The organism is Paenibacillus albiflavus (assembly GCF_004344915.1).
Lineage (GTDB): Bacteria > Bacillota > Bacilli > Paenibacillales > NBRC-103111 > Paenibacillus_AM > Paenibacillus_AM albiflavus.
Genome location: NZ_SKFG01000001.1, coordinates 543,748 through 559,829, shown reverse-complemented (window position 1 = coordinate 559,829; position 16,082 = coordinate 543,748). Strand labels below are relative to the sequence as shown.

Genomic DNA, 16,082 nt, shown 5'->3' with positions numbered 1-16,082 from the left:
GAAAATTATAGAGGTGATGAACCATGCAACCGAAACAAAATGTTGTGCATTTGCCGGTCTACAAACCAGGTAAATCAACAGCCGATGTCAAAAGGGAATTAGGCTTAACAGAAATTACAAAGCTATCATCCAACGAGAATCCATATGGATATTCTCCGAAAGTTAAAGAGGCAATTGCTGCTGAAATGGACAGCATCTCCTTATACCCAGATGGAGCAGCCGTAGAGTTGACGAAAGTACTTGCTGATAAGCTCGGTGTCGAGACAAACCAAGTGATATTCGGGATGGGCTCTGATGAAATTATTCTGATGATTGCAAGAGCCTTCCTCGTCCCTGGTGACGAGACAATCATGGCAACAACTACATTCCCACAATATAAGCATAATGCAGAAATCGAAGGGGCAACGATTATCGAGGTGCCGCTTATTGATGGTAAGCATGATCTTGATGGTATGCTTCAAGCGATTACAGACAAAACGAAAATTGTATGGATCTGTAATCCGAATAATCCAACAGGCACGATGGTTACGCATGATGAGGTTGAGGCATTCCTTAAGGCGGCGCCTAGCCATGTTCTAGTCGTACTTGATGAAGCTTACTGCGAGTATAACGTTACGGATGTATACCCACGTACGTTCGAATTGCTTGCCGCGTACAAGAATGCTATTTCTTTACGTACTTTTTCCAAAATCTACGGTCTTGCATCTCTGCGCATCGGATATGCGATCGGAGATCCTGAAGTGGTTCATACGATTAATCAAGTTCGTGAACCATTCAATACGACAAGATTTGCTCAAGCTGCAGCAATTGCTTCGCTTAACGACGATGAGTTTATCGCGGATTGCCGTGAGAAGAACGCTGCAGGTATCGTTTACTTACAAGGCGAATTTGCTCGATTAGGGCTTAAGGCATACCCTGCATTCGGTAACTTTATTATGGTTGATGTGGAGAGACCGGCTGTAGACGTGTTCCAAGGCATGTTGAAGCGTGGATTCATCATTCGTCAAGATCCAGAATGGAAAATGCCAACTTGCATCCGGATTACAATTGGTTCCAAGGAACAGAACGAAAAACTGATCGGAGCGCTTGAAGCTGCTCTAGCTGATGTGGCGTTAATAACAAAATGAAGATAACGATTTTTGGAGTTGGCCTAATCGGGGGATCACTTGCATTATGCTTTAAAGACATTCCTGGTGTCACGGTTGTTGGACATTCTCCAAATGAAAAATCCGTTCAGACGATGCTGGACAAAGGTGTTGTTCATCACGCTACAACCTCGATGAGCGAGGCTGTTCGTGAAGCTGACTTCATTTTCCTCTGCGTACCTGTATCGATGTTAGAGACTTATTTGGAGCAATTGACTCAGTTGCCGCTTAAATCAGGATGTATTATTACAGATGTCGGTTCAACCAAGGCTTCGATTGCGGAGTTTGCCAAGCAGTTGAAGCTTGAAGACATCTATTTCATTGGCGGACATCCGATGGCAGGTTCAGAGCGTTCGGGAATTGAAGCTGCATCTTACCTGTTATTTGAAAATGCATACTATGTATTAACGCCAGACTCCAGTACACCAATAGATGCAGTGAATCAATTGACTGAGCTGTTAAAATGGACGAGAGCACAAGTAATTCATGTTGATCCTGATCGGCATGATCAGATCGTTGGTGCCATCTCACACCTGCCACATATTATCGCAGTCGCACTTGTGAATCAGATATGTGATTATCATGAGCAGGAACCTCTGTACAAGAGCTTAGCTGCTGGTGGATTCCGCGATATTACAAGAATTGCATCGTCAGATCCTGTTATCTGGCGAGACATTCTCATTAATAATAAGAAAGTGTTGCTTGAATTGTTGAGTAACTGGAATGATCAAATATCTGATTTCGTTCAATTATTAGAAGATAGCAATGGCGATGGAATCGAAGTGCAATTCAAAAAAGCGAATCAGTTCCGCAAAGGGATCAGGGAGCGTAGGAAAGGCATAATAGCACCGCAGTATGATATTTATCTCGATATTCCCGATCACCCTGGGGTAATCGGAGCTATTGCGACTGAGCTGGGTAATCATCAGATTAACCTGAGCAATGTTGAAATAATCGAAAGTAGAGAGCAAGTACCTGGGATCTGCCGCCTGTCCTTCCGAAGCAGTGATGCTGCTGATCAAGCGATAGAATTATTACAAAGTAAATATTCGGTTCATCAATTATAGAGGATGTCCTTGACTTCAGCTTGTCTGAAGGAAAGGGCATTCTTGCTTTATTAATAATAATTAAAGCGTTTTCAAAAAAACCGTTGACATTTTGAAAACGTATACATATAATAAAAGTACAGTATGGTTTCTCTCCACTCCTATCCGATAATAGTTACTCTGATGATGAGTAACGGGCTGCGAAGATTTCGCAGTCTTTTTTTTTTCTTTGCGTACGTTTCGTAAGCTGCTTACATATGATTGCATTGAATAGGCATAACACTTATGATAATATTCTGAAATATCAAACATATATTAAACTTGGGTATTCAAACATTGGACATTTATCTGAAATTTCATTTATAATTAATATCGAGATTTGCAGGAATTTAGCTAATAATCAAGAAGTTTATGTTAGCTGTCTAAAGGCAGCGCAACTTTTCTCTCTTAGTACAGTACAATTGGGTAGGGCATTCAGACTGAGAGCAGATTAGAAGACAGGGAGGTGCGTTAGTAATGATGGATTCAGATTTGATCCGAGAAATTAAAGATGGTAATGCCGAGGCATATGGGATCCTAATGCGTCGTTACGAGCGTAAAATCTTGTCTTTTATATACCATATGCTAAAAAGCGCTGGCCTTGAAACGATGGCTGAGGATTTATGTAACGAAACGTTCTATAAAGCTTATCGCAGCTTGCACTCCTTTCGTGAGGTAGAAGCATCATTCTCTACTTGGTTGTATACCATTGCTCGCAATACGGTGTTAAGCGAATTACGTAAACATAGAACAATGAAGCTATCGTTAGAGCAGAGTGCGCAAGCTTCTCAGACTGCTAAAGACGTTCTTCCTGAGCAGGCAGTTATTCGCGGTGAACAAGTTTTGAAGGTGCGTGAAGCTATAAATTCATTGCCGGATAAACAACGTTCAGCTCTCATCTTGCGTGAATATGATGAGATGGACTACCAAGAAATTGCTAATATTCTCGGGCAGACAGTTAGCTCAGTCAAGTCCTTATTGTTCCGTGCCAGAGCCAGTGTTAAGCTGCAGCTTGAGCCATACTATCTAGAATCTTCCTTCAAGGGCTAGAGAGGGTGTATTACAATGAAATGCGATGATATTCGGGAAACATTTTCCGTTTATTGGAGTCTGCCTGAGAATGATCTAAGGCGTAATGCTGTCGATCAACATATTAAGGCATGCGAATCTTGTTATGAAGAATTCAAGATCTGGGAATCTACGGAGATGATGATTCAATCTGAGCTTGAAGACTTTGACATGGCAGCAGAAGTAAATAGCGATCATAAGACCATAACCAAAGATGTCATGTCTCGAATTTATTCCGATGAATCATGGCGTATGCCCGTTCATAATCGGATGTATGCCATTTCAGATAAGTTTAAGAAGAACTTGACATTAGTCATCTCGTTTTGTTTAGCTCTATTTGTTTGTTCCTTCTTATTTGCACTATTGGGTAATGTTTTCACTACGGCTAATCAAGTGGCAACAGCAGACCCGTCCGTATATTCCATTCAGATTCCTCAAACTTTGGATTTAAGCGGCAGCAAGCCTACAAGCGAGTATAATATGGCTACAGCAGTAGCGAGTGTATCCCAAACATTTATTGATCCCTTCCCATTCCATATGGGGCCAATACAATCCTATTCACATTTTCTATTGATTTTGTCGATCTTGGGATTTATAACTGCTATTCTTGTTCTCAATTGGTTCTCTAGAATCAAAGGATAATGTATAATGATGCCCTAAGGGGCATTTTTATTTTATGTTCCTCATATCAAGTATCTACCATAATCATAGCGGAGGTATGAATGACAATCTATGGACTTATTAGGCATGGCGCCACACAGTGGAATCAGCTTGGTAAATTGCAAGGACAACTAGACATTGAGCTAACTAACGAGGGTCGTTCGCAAGCTCATCTGCTTGGTAGAAGATTTAGAAAGCTAGATTGGGATTATATCGTAAGCAGTGATTTATCTCGTGCACATGAAACAGCACAAATCATTGCTGCTGAATCGGGAATTCCAATGCTTGAAGCAAGCCCTAAATTGCGTGAGCGCTCCTTCGGTCAATTAGAGGGAACAACACTTGAAGAGCGGATTGAACGATATGGTAATGAATGGAGACAATTGGAGCTTGGAGTCGAGAGCGATGAGTCTGTGATTGGTCGCTGGTCCGAATTCGAAGCTCAACTTAAACTTCAACATCCTGGTGAACGGATTTTAATTGTTTCTCACGGTTCTTTTATCGGCACCGTCCTTCGGGTGCTGGATCTGGAGGAGCCTGATGGTTATTTGACGAATACTTCACTAACGATTATAGAGCACGATGAATACGGCTGGTCTTGTTCGCTTTATTCGTGCACAAGACATCTTGATTAACATAGCAATGGCGATTTGAACTAGCTTCAATTGCCTGCGCTATGTTTTTTTTATTTGTGTTAGAATATTTTTGCAAATAAATCCAATAATGGATAATACCTTTTGCTGGGAGGTAGCGTCCATGAATTTTGCAGATATGCTTAGTTACGCCGATATTCAAGAGTTAAGTCGAATTGCATCTAATTATAATTGTGACTGCAACTCCCATTCAAAGAACGAGTTGATACAATCCATCCTCATGTCGGTTAGTCGCAAAGAGGTATTTGAGCAGCAGATTTCCAAATTAAAAATGGAAGAAATTCGCTTTTTAAATACTTTGATGTTCGATAGTCGATCTTTATTCTCGCTTGAGGAGCTGCTAGCAGGGGTTAAATTAGCGAAATTTGAGCAAGAGGATGATAATTGGAATCCACGTGAGACGATATCAAGATTCAAAGGGTTAGGCTGGATTTTTAATGGTTTCTCTATGCAGACCAAATATTTGTATCAAGTTCCGCAAGATTTCAAAACCAGATTCAATGATGTACTGTCACATAAATTCCAAGCAAATTTACAGTACACAGGAGAACCAGAAATTTATCGGGATGAACAAACCCTGATCGTGGATGACATCTACAGATTTCTACACTTTGTAGCTGAACATCATGTTCTCATGACTGTCGATCATTTTATGTACAAGAAGCAAGTGGCACAAATACTTGAATACTTGTCTGTACAGGAAGAACCTATCGTTAAAAGTGGTTGGCGTTTTGGTTATGGTCGCAAGTTCAAAGAGTACCCTAATCGTTTCTCGCTTATTTACGATTATTGTTATTTTAACAAATTAATTGAGGAAGCTGAGGGAATGGTTACGTTAGCACTTGAGGGCAAGTCTAGAATTGACAAGGGAATGAAAGAAAATCCATCTGATGTATATCGCTTTTGGATTCGGATGTATAAGGGACCAATCCCTAATTTGCAATCGCTTATTCACTGGATTCATCAATTGGCTCGTGAGTGGGTGAGCAGTAAGACATTGGCAGATACATTATGTCCATTCATACGACAGTTCTATTACGATAAATCGGAGACGATATTCGAAGAAAGAATCATCCAAATGCTTATGCATCTCGGGATGATCGCTATAGGTGAAATACCTGCAGCTGATGCTCCATCGATTAAGGTTACGAAATTAGGGATGACTATTTTAGGTAGCAGCAATCAGCGTGAAGAGTCAGCAATCAAGCTTCCACATCATTAGTTCAAGTAATATTCAAGACGCTTGTATAGGTCATGTGAATATAGATTAGCCCTTAAGGATTAGGGATGAAGTGTCTGTGGGACATAGAGCTATAATCATGGCTGCACCATAGGCAAAGGTACATTAATTGGTATGAGGGCTATTGTACATAACGGAGCAGAAATCGGTGAATATGCTTAAGTAGGAGCGGGTTCACTAGTTACAGAAGAAGCTTTAGCAGTGAAAATTAAGACGGTGCTTGGAGGTAAGTCCTATGGGAAAAATGAATGTTTCGAGCGATGTGATGCTGAACCTATTCGCTGAGATGATTTTGGATGAAGCATTGTTAAAATTCAAACAAGACCATCTTTACGAAGCGATCGATCATGCTTTAGCCGAAGGGGACGAAGTAACATTCCTTACACTAACTTCAGAATTAAAGTCTTTGCAAGTTCTCGGTTAACATGTTCCGTCTGCAAGAACTGAATAGGAGGTCGCTAACAGCGTTGCTTGCTTTCAATGATAGGGGGAGCTTGCAGCGCTGTTTGGTTGCGAATATGGAACTGCTTCCTTCGTGCAATCTTTATTAATTGAATAGATTGACTTTTGGAATCACTCTATTTATTGTAAAATTATTAGGTTGCAATGGAAATAAAGAGAGCAGGTGGCATTCGTACTATGAAATTTAGTGAGATTGAGTCAGACAAATGGGAAAGCTTAAGTCCATATTTGGATACGTGCTTGTTGCCTTTGACAGGGCTTACAGGGCGAGAGAATCCCGTCCAAGCAACTGCAAGGCTAGAAGATTTAAGAGATGCGCTTGATTGCCTGGAGAAGCCGTTCCATGGACGACTTGTTACATACCCAGCCATGCATTTTACGGTTGATGGGCATTCCGAAGCGGCTGTTAATGAGCTTGCACGCCGAATCAAAGAGAATGGATTTAAGCATGTTATTCTGCTAACGATTCAATCTGATATTCAGAATTGGGTCATGGAAGATGCAGATTTGTTTATTTATGTAGACGTTAATTTACTGCGAGCAAACCCGCAGGAAACACGTGAAAATTTGAACAAAAAAGTGAGTCAAATGTGGAGACCTGTGACTTAAATCATAGATGTGACAATTTCGTTAAATTTACTGAATACTTTGGCAAACGTTTCGTATATTGGAGGTTGCCATTATTGACGGTCTATAAGACGTAGATTATGATATTTATGTCCTAGTATGATGTGGTTATGATGTTGTCGAACGAGACACAAGAAGATATGGTTTAATATGAAATGTTAGTTACCGGGTATGTGCTAACAGTTTAGGGGGGTAGCATGACAAAAATGAGTGAGCACATGGATCACAATGAAGAGCGGGCAAGCAAAGAGGTATCAAGACGTGAAATGTCACGTCGCCAGTTTTTAACCTATACGCTTGGAGGAACGACAGCATTCTTAGCAGCTGGTGTGACGCTGCCGATGGTAAGATTCGCTGTTGACCCCATTTTGAAACCGAAACCAGAAGCAAATTTTGTCAAAGTAGTGGAAGAATCCAAAGTTACGGATCAACCTAAGTCTTTCGAATTTGTGTCTCACCAGGTGGACGGTTGGTATGAAAGCGACCCAACACAGAAGGTATGGATCGTGAGAAAGGATAACGAAATATTCGCACTAAATCCAACTTGTAAGCATTTGGGCTGTCAGGTGGAATGGAATGGAAACGCTGATTACAAAGATCAGTACTATTGTCCTTGTCACGGCGCACATTACACAATCGATGGCAAACAGCTTGCTGTAGCAGATGCTCCACTTGATGAGTATGAAATTAAAGTGGAGAATGGATTTGTTTACGTAGGTAAACTCCATGCCAACACGAAAGTGAAATAAGGAGGCGTAATCGTCAGTGTTAAAGACTGTATACAACTGGATTGATGAACGTATTGACATCACGCCGCTCTGGAGAGATGTCGCTGACCATGAGGTGCCAGAGCATGTGAACCCTGCGCATCACTTTTCAGCTTTTGTTTATTGCTTCGGCGGACTAACATTTTTTATTACCGTTATTCAAATTTTATCTGGAATGTTCTTAACAATGTATTACGTTCCAGACGTTATCAACGCTTATGCGAGCGTAGACTATCTTCAGCATGAAGTTGCGTTCGGTTCCATCGTTCGTGGTATGCACCACTGGGGAGCAAGTTTAGTAATCGTTATGATGTTCTTACATACACTTCGTGTATTCTTTACGGGTTCATATAAGGCGCCTCGTGAAATGAACTGGATTGTCGGTATGTTGATTTTCTTCGTCATGCTAGGTCTAGGTTTCACAGGTTACCTATTGCCTTGGGACAATAAAGCATACTTCGCTACGCAAGTAGGGGTTAAAATTGCTGCTTCAGTTCCAGGACTTGGTTCCTATATTCAAGAGCTATTGCAAGGTGGAGAAGTGCTTGGCGCACAAACACTTACACGATTCTTTGCAATTCACGTATTCTTCTTGCCTGCAGGGTTGTTAGCATTGCTCGGTGGACACTTCCTCATGATTCGCAAGCAAGGTATTTCTGGACCGCTATAAAGGTGAAAGGAGTGATACAAGTCAATGGCTCACGGTCATAAATCAGATGAAAAAATAATCTATGTCGGAGATTCTCGTGTTGTTAAGAAGAATCTTGCTGATCAACCAGTTCCTGCCGATTACACTTCCTACCCGGGCAAATCGGAAGTTTTTATTCCGAATTTTCTGCTTAAGGAATGGATGGTCGCTGTTGTTGCACTAGTTGGTGTGCTTTGCTTAGTTATGTCAGATCCGGCACCGCTAGGCAGACCAGCTGATCCGCTTACACCAGGTTTTATCCCAATGCCTGACTGGTATTTCTTATTTATGTATCAATTATTGAAATATCCGTATGCATCTGGTGATTACAAAATCGTGGGTACACTTATCTTGCCAGCAATTATGTTTGGTGCATTATTATTAGCTCCATTCCTTGATACAGGCAAAGAGCGTCGTTTCTATAGACGTCCAATCGCTTCATCTATAATGCTGCTTTCAATAGCTGCTGTTACATATTTAACTGTTTTCTCTTGGCATCACTACCAACAAGAAGTTGAGCTTAAAGGAATTAAGCCTGAGCACAGTATCCGTTATGAAGAGAAGCTAGCTGAGAAAGAATCTGGGGTTAAGAGCACGGGTCCAGCAAAGAAAGCAGTTCTAGTCAGTGCTGATGATCCAGCTTATGAAACCTTTAAGAGCGCAACATGCGTAGCTTGTCATGCTACTGACCTCAAAGGCAGTGGCGGTCCATCTTTGTTAGGTGTTGGTGATAAATATACAGCAGAAGAATTGGCGACCAAAATTAAAGATGGTTCCATGAAGCCTCATTATGATTCGAGCTTACAAAAAGGTATCTCGAATGAAGACATGGATAAAATGATTGCATGGCTTGCAACACAAAAGAAACCAGAATAAAATAGTAGAGAAACCTGACTGTAGAATTTACAGTCAGGTTTTTTGTAGATGGTTCAGAATGTTTAAATAAGATGCAGTGAAGGTGGTTCGGAATTGAATAAAGGACTCGGTATTTCATTTTTGTGGAGTAAGCATCTGTATATGCATCGTTCGATGTTATGGTTATTATTTTTTATTAATTTGGGCGGAACAGTGTACGGCTATATGTGGTATTGGCAGCAGCTCTTGAATACGGCAGCGGAGAAGCCTTTATGGTATTTGCCATTCGTACCTGATTCACCGACTGCAAGCTTATTTTTCACATTAAGTATTGGTTGGCTGCTAATTGATTCACTACGTAATAAAGATTTATTGAATCGCCAGCAAAGCTCTTGGATGCGTGGATTCGTTGAAGCGTTTGCACTCATTACTTCCTTTAAATATGGGATATGGGCAGTTACGATGATCGTAGCTGCTGATCTTCTAGGAACGCCGATGGTGTGGCAGGACTGGATGCTTATTATTTCACATCTGGGAATGGCAGTTGAAGTTCTGTTGTATCTTCGCTTGTATCGTTTTGGACTTGGCGCTATTGCAGCAGTCGCAGTATGGGCGCTATGGAATGATTATATGGATTATGAACAAGGCACTTTCCCTTATTTATCGAACGTATTGCTTAATCACTTGGATATTATCCAAATATTTACGATTGGGCTTAGTGTTGTTGGTATCCTGATTGCACTGGGGTACTTTCTGTATCGTAGAAGAATTAAGGTCTAAAAAAGGACAACCCTCCATACAATGGTGAAGAGTAAAGATCGCTATTGTATGGGGGGTTGTCTGTTATATGTATGTTAAGCTTGCGCAAATAATCAAAATAAGCTTGCTCTTATGCAGCTTAATGATAGTTTTATTAGGGTGTACAAGTTCTACTGACAGTATGAATAGCGAGAGATTAGAGACGGAAAGTACATTACAGCAGAGTCCTGAGAGGTTGCAGAAACTGCAATCGTTAATCAACATGAGTGATACTTTATATAAGAAGACATTATCGAATGATGTTCTAGGTGCTAGAGAAGAGCTCGAACGAATAACGCTGTTGATCCCGGAGATCGAATTTTCAGGGATCTCATCAATTGAAGGACTTCATGCATTAACAGGAAGTGTAATGGAAGCAAGTAGACTCTGCAATGCGGTGAAGCCTGATATGGAATCGATCAAATTATCCGCTGCTCAAATTCGTTTTGCAACAGATGCCTTAACACATAAGAACGATCCGTTATGGCATCAATATTATGAATTGCTATCTTCCGATCTAACATTAGTTGGTCAAAGTGTTCGTGATGTGCGCCGAGTGGATGCTGACAATGCCTTTGCTAAGTTCATCATGCATATGGATACGATTAAACCAGCGATCTTGATTACGAAGCAACCTGAAGAAGTCGAGAGAGTTCAATCGATTATTACGTATATAAAATCACAGCTTCGCATAAAGCCACATGATATGAAAGAAATCAATAAAGGTATTCAGCTCATGCAGTCAGCGCTTGACCAACTGTTTGACAAGAAAGATGAAGGAGCGTTCATGCCAGTAGTGCCACCTGAGAATCCTGTGTATTGGACGATTGGAATCGGTACAGCGATTTTACTTGCTCTTACGTATACCGCATGGAGAATGTATAAAGGTCAGGATGATATCGTACCTGCACGTAAGCGTAGTGGCGTATAAAAAATACTGATCTACTCCGTCTTAAAGCCTTCTCCAAGTACATCATGCACTTCACCAACGATGACGAATGCTGTGGGGTCAATCGATTTAATGATTTCTCTGAGTTTTCGCATTTCTTGACGTGGAACGACACAGTAAACGACCTCTTTGGACTCATTGGAGTATGCGCCAGTAGCATGAAATAGCGTTACGCCTCGTTCCATTTCAACTGTAATACGTTCGGACAGTTCTCTAGGATTCTTGGTAACGATTGTGAATGCCTTGGCAGCATGAGCGCCTTCCGTAATGTAATCAATGATTCTTGAAGCGATAAATACAGTAACAAGGGTATAAAGTACTTTAACTAAAGGGATATAGAAGAGTGAGGAGCCTATGACAAGGATGTCCATGCCAAACATGACTTGTCCAACGCTCCAACCTCTTTTTTTGTTGCCTAATCTTGCGAGAATATCAACCCCGCCAGTCGTTCCGCCATAACGAAATACGATGCCAAGCCCAATTCCGAGCGTTACACCCGCATAGAGCGCAGCTAAGATGTAGTCTTGTTCCGCATGAAAGGTATCGATCCAGTTATTCTTAATGAAGTATTCCATGACCCAGAGGAAGAATGAAAGGGATAATGTGCCGTAGATCGTATAGAACATCGTTTTGCCGCCAAAGGCTTTCCACCCTATATAGAACAGTGGAATATTCAGCACAAGTGTAGTTAAAGATGTAGGTATGCTGAGAACATAATTTAAGAGAAGCGCAATCCCCGTTAGACCACCTTCCATCAATTGATTCGGTATGACGATGATGTGGAGTCCATATGCAAATATGGCAGTACCGATCGAGATCGGGATTAAATTTCGTAAATGACTTATAAAAGGATTCGATTGCACGAGAATAACCTCCAGCATAAAATGATTTGTCAAGCCTACAACTTTCAGTTAACATGGAGAAAGATAGTACGTAGAAAGAAGGGCAGCCATGTCGGAACGTTCTTTACATGAACTTCAGCAAGAAGTTCATCAATATATTTCTCAATTTAAAGAAGGCTATTTTTCACCTCTATCCATGATGGCCAGAATGTCAGAAGAAGTTGGCGAACTAGCCAGGGAAGTGAATCATCAATTTGGTGAAAAACCAAAAAAATCAACCGAGGCAGATAATTCAATCGAGATGGAGCTTGGCGACATTCTGTTTATTACAATCTGCTTTGCTAACTCGCTTGGTATTGATTTAACTGAAGCGCATGATAAAGTGATGCACAAGTTCAACACTCGTGATGCAGATCGCTGGACAAAAGTAAACACCGAATCGCCGTAATTCCATATGCTGTACCATCTCCCTACATCAGATGCCAAACTATGGAGGAGGGTGGAAGATGGACAGTGAACAAATGGTGCAAAAGGCATATGCCTGCTTATTGTCCCATGATTTTGCGAATGCAGAAAAATGGTTTGAGCTAGCAATCGAGGGTGATCCTGAGAATGCATCTCTTCATTATAAACTATCAGTAACATACGCAAGAAACAATAAATTGCAGAAGGCATTGTGGCATGCCAAGCTGGCAGTTCAATATAATACCGAAGAGCAATTGTATCTTGCCCATTTACAGCACTTGGAAGCTAGACGATTGATCGTTCAGGCGGAAGGCTATTTTGATGGGACAACAGAGTCCTTATATATGGTGATTTACTTGCTCAGACATGCCGTTAATCTGGATCCGCTTGCCATTCAGGGGTATTTGCTGCTTGGTGAAGCGTATGCAGGATTAGAAGACTATGATCAAGCTATAAAATTTGTGAAGGAAGCTATTAAGCTTGATCCGCTGGATGATTATGCCATATTGGAGCTCGAACGATATAAGCTTAAACTAGAACAATACTTAAAGCAATAATTTTACGAGATTAATCATTTAGGGTTTAGTCGGAAAGGGTGCAAGGAGAAGATGAGTAATCGAATTAAAGTTGTGGTAGCTGGTGCAAAAGGGAGAATGGGTAAGGAAGTTGTCAAAATGGTGTTGGGAGATCCTGAGCTTCAATTAGTCGCTGCAATCAATCGATCTCCCGAAGCTATTGATGTCGGCAGCATGGTCGGACTTAGTCCTTGCGGAATTACGCTTACAGACAATTTAGAGCAAGCGTTCCAAGATCATGGGCCAGATGTGTTGGTTGATTTTACACGTCCAGAAATTGCGAAGCAGAACGTACAGCTCGCGATCTCATATGGTGTTCGTCCGATTATGGGAACTTCAGGCTTTACACAAACCGAATCGGAAGGATTGGACAAGCTGTGCCGTGATAAGAATATTGGCGGATTAATCGGACCTAACTTCTCTATTGGTGCCATTCTGATGATGCGGTTTGCTGCACAAGCTGCTAAGTATTTTCCTCACTTGGAAATTATCGAATATCATGGGGATCAGAAGCTTGACGCACCTTCAGGTACAGCAGTCAAAACTGCTGAATTAATTGCGCAGAATCGCGAAGAAATTCGTCAAGGTAATCCGCAGGAAGAAGAAATGCTGGAAGGCGCGAGAGGCGCTTATTATAATGGATTTAGAATACATAGCGTACGTCTGCCGGGTGTATTTGCTCAGCAGGAGGTTATCATGGCTGCAAGTGGTCAATCGCTCAAAATCAGACATGATTCCTATGAGCGTGCCTCTTATATGCCGGGCGTGAATTTGGCAATTAAGAAGGTAATGACTTATGAAGGTATGCTATACGGGTTTGATCATTTCATTGACTAATGGGGGCTGCAACTAGTGAATATCGCATTAATCGCTCACGATCGCAAGAAGGAAGAAATGATTGTTTTTGCAATTGCTTACGAGCAGGTGCTACAAGATCATCAGTTATTTGGAACAGGAACGACAGGTCTTCGAATTATGGAGAATACACAGCTTAAAGTTCATCGTTTCATGTCCGGCCCGCTTGGTGGCGATCAGCAGATCGGAGCAATGGTAGCAAATAATGAAATGGATTTGATTATTTTCTTGCGTGATCCGCTAATGGCTCAACCGCATGAACCAGATATAACGGCGCTGCTTCGTCTATGTGATGTAATGGGTGTTCCCGTTGCAACAAATATGGCGACAGCAGAAATTTTAATCAAGGCACTTGAACGTGGGGATTTCAAATGGCGTGAACTAAATGATAAATACAAGCCAGGTCCAGGTGAACTCTAAAATGAATGATAAACTAGATATTCTTATATTTGGTGCTCATCCGGATGACGCTGAGATTGGTATGGGTGGTACGATTGCCAAACATACAGCAGCGGGATATAAGGTAGGTATGTGTGATTTAACCTATGCTGAAATGTCCTCGAATGGCGATGTGGAGACACGTCAGAGGGAAGCAGCAGAAGCTTCAGATGTACTGCGATTGCATACCAGAATTAATTTGGGCTTGCCTGATCGGGGATTATCGTTAAGTGCGGAACATATCGAAGCTGTGACTAGAGCGATAAGACTTTACAGACCATCTGTGGTGTTCGCTCCGTACTGGCAAGATCGCCATCCCGATCATGTGATGTGTTCTCAAATTGTACAAGAAGCTGTATTTAATGCCAAATTACGTAAGTATCAACCAGACTTGCCTGCTTGGATCGTGCCTAAGGTCTATTTTTATTTTATTAATGATGTCTATGAAGCGAATGTGATCGTTGATGTAACAACTGAATATGAAGATAAACGTAATGGGTTACGTGCCTATCGTTCCCAATTTGAGCCTGCTGGAAGCGGGAATGAATATGTAGCAACACCGCTGAATCAAAGCTATTTGGAACGAGTGGAAGCAAGAGATTTCTTAGTTGGACAAAAAGCGGGATTTACTTATGCGGAAAGTTTCGTAAGTAAGAATCCGATTCATATTGATTATTTTGGGAAGTGAATGAAGTGAGTGATTTTCTAAAAATTGGTATTACTTGTTATCCTACATTAGGCGGCTCAGGCGTAGTAGCGACTGAGCTAGGCATGTTGCTTGCTGAAAAGGGACATGAGGTTCATTTTATTACACATGGGATGCCGTTTAGATTAGGTCGATTTGTCAAAAATATTTTCTATCATGAGGTTGAGGTGCCTGATTATCATGTATTCCGTTATCCTCCTTATGATTTAGCACTTGCTAGTAAACTGGCGCAAGTCGCAGAGCTAAAGGATCTGGATTTGCTCCATGTTCATTATGCGATCCCGCATGCGGTATGTGCCATTCTTGCTAAGCAGATGGTAGGCAGCAAGCTGAAGGTTGTAACGACCTTGCATGGAACGGATATTACCGTGCTCGCGCAGGATCAATCCATCTCAAACATGATTCAATATGCGATTAATGATAGTGACGCGGTTACAGCAGTTTCACAGGATTTGATTCGGGAAACGAGAGAAACATTAGATATTAAGCGTGATATTGATCTTATTTATAACTTTGTTGATAAGCGAATCTACTACCCACATGATGTCAGCGAACTGCGCAAAGAATTTGCAGAGCCACATGAGAAAATTCTGATTCATATTTCGAATTTTAGACCTGTTAAGCGTGTGCTTGATGTTGTCGAGACGTTCAATCTTGTTAATCAGCAAGTGCCTAGTAAGCTTATGTTCGTAGGAGAAGGACCAGAGTTGTCGAAGGTGCATCAACGTGTGAATGAGCTTGGTCTGAATGATCGCGTTATTTTCTGCGGCAAGCAAGATGATGTTGCCAAAGTGATCTCCTTAGCTGACATGATGCTGCTTCCTTCTGAAAAGGAGAGCTTCGGCCTTGTCGCGCTTGAAGCTATGTCCTGTGGAGTGCCAACGGTTGGTTCAAATGCTGGCGGTATTCCAGAATTGATCGTACATGGTCAAACAGGCTATCTAGCAGATATTGGGGATGTAAAAGCAATGGCAGCGTATGCTGTAAAAGCACTGACTGATCCAAAGCTTTATGCGGAGATGAAAGCAGCTTGTCTCTTCCGTGCACACCATACATTCTGCAATGATTATATGACTTATAAGTATGAAGAGATTTATTACCGAGTAACAGGCAAGGAAATGCCCGCTTGTATTAAACAGCATGTGCTTGAAAAATGTCCTAAAGACGTTAGTGATCAATTGAAAAGCTGACTATTTATTAAACT

At 41.4% G+C, this 16,082-nt stretch carries 20 protein-coding genes and 1 pseudogene; 20 read left to right on the top strand and 1 reads right to left on the bottom strand.

Annotated elements, in window-relative coordinates:
* Positions 1-23: 23 nt before the first annotated feature.
* The 14 genes and pseudogenes from hisC to E0485_RS02645 all read left to right on the top strand — a co-directional run bounded on the left by hisC (position 24) and on the right by E0485_RS02645 (position 10,979).
* Positions 24-1,127 carry a histidinol-phosphate transaminase gene (hisC, locus tag E0485_RS02710; protein WP_132416266.1) on the top strand — a complete coding sequence of 368 codons (1,104 nt, stop codon included), beginning with the start codon at positions 24-26 and terminating at the stop codon, positions 1,125-1,127.
* Positions 1,124-2,212 (top strand): prephenate dehydrogenase, encoded by a 1,089-nt coding sequence (locus E0485_RS02705; protein WP_132416264.1) that lies wholly within the window; start codon positions 1,124-1,126, stop codon positions 2,210-2,212. The genes hisC and E0485_RS02705 overlap by 4 nt, the downstream gene beginning before the upstream one ends.
* Positions 2,213-2,707: 495 nt before the next feature.
* The gene (locus E0485_RS02700; protein WP_132416262.1) at positions 2,708-3,280 is read left to right on the top strand and encodes an RNA polymerase sigma factor; all 573 of its coding nucleotides are present in this window, start codon (positions 2,708-2,710) and stop codon (positions 3,278-3,280) included.
* Between the two features lie 15 nt (positions 3,281-3,295).
* The gene (locus tag E0485_RS02695; RefSeq protein ID WP_132416260.1) at positions 3,296-3,940 is read left to right on the top strand and encodes a zf-HC2 domain-containing protein; all 645 of its coding nucleotides are present in this window, start codon (positions 3,296-3,298) and stop codon (positions 3,938-3,940) included.
* An 80-nt stretch (positions 3,941-4,020) separates the two neighbouring features.
* A complete protein-coding gene (locus tag E0485_RS02690) occupies positions 4,021-4,593 on the top strand; it encodes a histidine phosphatase family protein (RefSeq protein WP_132416258.1) in 573 nt (190 codons plus the stop codon).
* A gap of 121 nt (positions 4,594-4,714) precedes the next feature.
* Complete coding sequence (locus E0485_RS02685; RefSeq protein ID WP_132416256.1) at positions 4,715-5,833, top strand: hypothetical protein; 1,119 nt, start codon at positions 4,715-4,717, stop codon at positions 5,831-5,833.
* Positions 5,834-5,840: 7 nt separating this feature from the next.
* Positions 5,841-6,136, top strand: a pseudogene (locus E0485_RS25830) (gamma carbonic anhydrase family protein); the annotation flags it as partial.
* Positions 6,087-6,275 carry an IDEAL domain-containing protein gene (locus E0485_RS02675; RefSeq protein ID WP_132416254.1) on the top strand — a complete coding sequence of 63 codons (189 nt, stop codon included), beginning with the start codon at positions 6,087-6,089 and terminating at the stop codon, positions 6,273-6,275. The pseudogene E0485_RS25830 and the gene E0485_RS02675, both read left to right, overlap by 50 nt.
* Positions 6,276-6,490: 215 nt before the next feature.
* Positions 6,491-6,922, top strand: coding sequence for a DUF2487 family protein (locus tag E0485_RS02670; protein ID WP_165921054.1), 432 nt, complete (start codon positions 6,491-6,493; stop codon positions 6,920-6,922).
* Positions 6,923-7,146: 224 nt separating this feature from the next.
* Positions 7,147-7,689: a ubiquinol-cytochrome c reductase iron-sulfur subunit gene (locus tag E0485_RS02665; protein ID WP_132416485.1), complete on the top strand. Its 543-nt coding sequence runs from the start codon at positions 7,147-7,149 to the stop codon at positions 7,687-7,689.
* Positions 7,690-7,705: 16 nt separating this feature from the next.
* Positions 7,706-8,377 (top strand): menaquinol-cytochrome c reductase cytochrome b subunit, encoded by a 672-nt coding sequence (gene qcrB / locus E0485_RS02660; protein WP_132416250.1) that lies wholly within the window; start codon positions 7,706-7,708, stop codon positions 8,375-8,377.
* Between the two features lie 24 nt (positions 8,378-8,401).
* The gene (locus E0485_RS02655) at positions 8,402-9,271 is read left to right on the top strand and encodes a c-type cytochrome (protein WP_132416248.1); all 870 of its coding nucleotides are present in this window, start codon (positions 8,402-8,404) and stop codon (positions 9,269-9,271) included.
* 93 nt (positions 9,272-9,364) lie between these two features.
* Entirely contained in the window at positions 9,365-10,030 is a 666-nt protein-coding gene (locus E0485_RS02650) for a DUF1405 domain-containing protein (protein ID WP_235857359.1), read from the top strand.
* 67 nt (positions 10,031-10,097) lie between these two features.
* Complete coding sequence (locus E0485_RS02645; RefSeq protein WP_132416246.1) at positions 10,098-10,979, top strand: sporulation protein YpjB; 882 nt, start codon at positions 10,098-10,100, stop codon at positions 10,977-10,979.
* Between the two features lie 11 nt (positions 10,980-10,990).
* Here the strand turns inward: E0485_RS02645 and E0485_RS02640 are convergent, their stop codons facing one another.
* Positions 10,991-11,878, bottom strand: coding sequence for a YitT family protein (locus E0485_RS02640; protein WP_132416481.1), 888 nt, complete (start codon positions 11,876-11,878; stop codon positions 10,991-10,993).
* Positions 11,879-11,948: 70 nt separating this feature from the next.
* Here E0485_RS02640 and E0485_RS02635 point away from each other — a divergent pair, with 70 nt between their 5' ends.
* The 6 genes from E0485_RS02635 to bshA are packed head-to-tail and all read left to right on the top strand — an operon-like array spanning position 11,949 to position 16,068.
* On the top strand, positions 11,949-12,287 hold the full coding sequence (locus E0485_RS02635; protein WP_132416244.1) for a nucleotide pyrophosphohydrolase: 339 nt from the start codon (positions 11,949-11,951) through the stop codon (positions 12,285-12,287).
* Between the two features lie 58 nt (positions 12,288-12,345).
* Positions 12,346-12,861 carry a tetratricopeptide repeat protein gene (locus E0485_RS02630; protein ID WP_165921053.1) on the top strand — a complete coding sequence of 172 codons (516 nt, stop codon included), beginning with the start codon at positions 12,346-12,348 and terminating at the stop codon, positions 12,859-12,861.
* A 51-nt stretch (positions 12,862-12,912) separates the two neighbouring features.
* The gene (gene dapB / locus E0485_RS02625) at positions 12,913-13,716 is read left to right on the top strand and encodes a 4-hydroxy-tetrahydrodipicolinate reductase (RefSeq protein ID WP_132416240.1); all 804 of its coding nucleotides are present in this window, start codon (positions 12,913-12,915) and stop codon (positions 13,714-13,716) included.
* 15 nt (positions 13,717-13,731) lie between these two features.
* A complete protein-coding gene (locus E0485_RS02620) occupies positions 13,732-14,154 on the top strand; it encodes a methylglyoxal synthase (protein WP_132416238.1) in 423 nt (140 codons plus the stop codon).
* A gap of 1 nt (position 14,155) precedes the next feature.
* Positions 14,156-14,860 (top strand): bacillithiol biosynthesis deacetylase BshB1, encoded by a 705-nt coding sequence (gene bshB1 / locus E0485_RS02615; RefSeq protein ID WP_132416236.1) that lies wholly within the window; start codon positions 14,156-14,158, stop codon positions 14,858-14,860.
* 5 nt (positions 14,861-14,865) lie between these two features.
* Entirely contained in the window at positions 14,866-16,068 is a 1,203-nt protein-coding gene (gene bshA, locus E0485_RS02610) for an N-acetyl-alpha-D-glucosaminyl L-malate synthase BshA (protein WP_132416234.1), read from the top strand.
* Positions 16,069-16,082 lie beyond the last annotated feature (14 nt).

Bases quoted from the DNA above. Each gene is read 5' to 3' on its own strand.
- hisC (WP_132416266.1), top strand. From the start codon at position 24: ATGCAACCGAAACAAAATGTTGTGCATTTGCCGGTCTACAAACCAGGT.
- E0485_RS02705 (WP_132416264.1), top strand. From the start codon at position 1,124: ATGAAGATAACGATTTTTGGAGTTGGCCTAATCGGGGGATCACTTGCA.
- E0485_RS02700 (WP_132416262.1), top strand. From the start codon at position 2,708: ATGATGGATTCAGATTTGATCCGAGAAATTAAAGATGGTAATGCCGAG.
- E0485_RS02695 (WP_132416260.1), top strand. From the start codon at position 3,296: ATGAAATGCGATGATATTCGGGAAACATTTTCCGTTTATTGGAGTCTG.
- E0485_RS02690 (WP_132416258.1), top strand. From the start codon at position 4,021: ATGACAATCTATGGACTTATTAGGCATGGCGCCACACAGTGGAATCAG.
- E0485_RS02685 (WP_132416256.1), top strand. From the start codon at position 4,715: ATGAATTTTGCAGATATGCTTAGTTACGCCGATATTCAAGAGTTAAGT.
- E0485_RS02675 (WP_132416254.1), top strand. From the start codon at position 6,087: ATGGGAAAAATGAATGTTTCGAGCGATGTGATGCTGAACCTATTCGCT.
- E0485_RS02670 (WP_165921054.1), top strand. From the start codon at position 6,491: ATGAAATTTAGTGAGATTGAGTCAGACAAATGGGAAAGCTTAAGTCCA.
- E0485_RS02665 (WP_132416485.1), top strand. From the start codon at position 7,147: ATGAGTGAGCACATGGATCACAATGAAGAGCGGGCAAGCAAAGAGGTA.
- E0485_RS02655 (WP_132416248.1), top strand. From the start codon at position 8,402: ATGGCTCACGGTCATAAATCAGATGAAAAAATAATCTATGTCGGAGAT.
- E0485_RS02645 (WP_132416246.1), top strand. From the start codon at position 10,098: ATGTATGTTAAGCTTGCGCAAATAATCAAAATAAGCTTGCTCTTATGC.
- E0485_RS02640 (WP_132416481.1), bottom strand. From the start codon at position 11,878: ATGCTGGAGGTTATTCTCGTGCAATCGAATCCTTTTATAAGTCATTTA.
- E0485_RS02635 (WP_132416244.1), top strand. From the start codon at position 11,949: ATGTCGGAACGTTCTTTACATGAACTTCAGCAAGAAGTTCATCAATAT.
- E0485_RS02630 (WP_165921053.1), top strand. From the start codon at position 12,346: ATGGACAGTGAACAAATGGTGCAAAAGGCATATGCCTGCTTATTGTCC.
- dapB (WP_132416240.1), top strand. From the start codon at position 12,913: ATGAGTAATCGAATTAAAGTTGTGGTAGCTGGTGCAAAAGGGAGAATG.
- bshB1 (WP_132416236.1), top strand. From the start codon at position 14,156: ATGAATGATAAACTAGATATTCTTATATTTGGTGCTCATCCGGATGAC.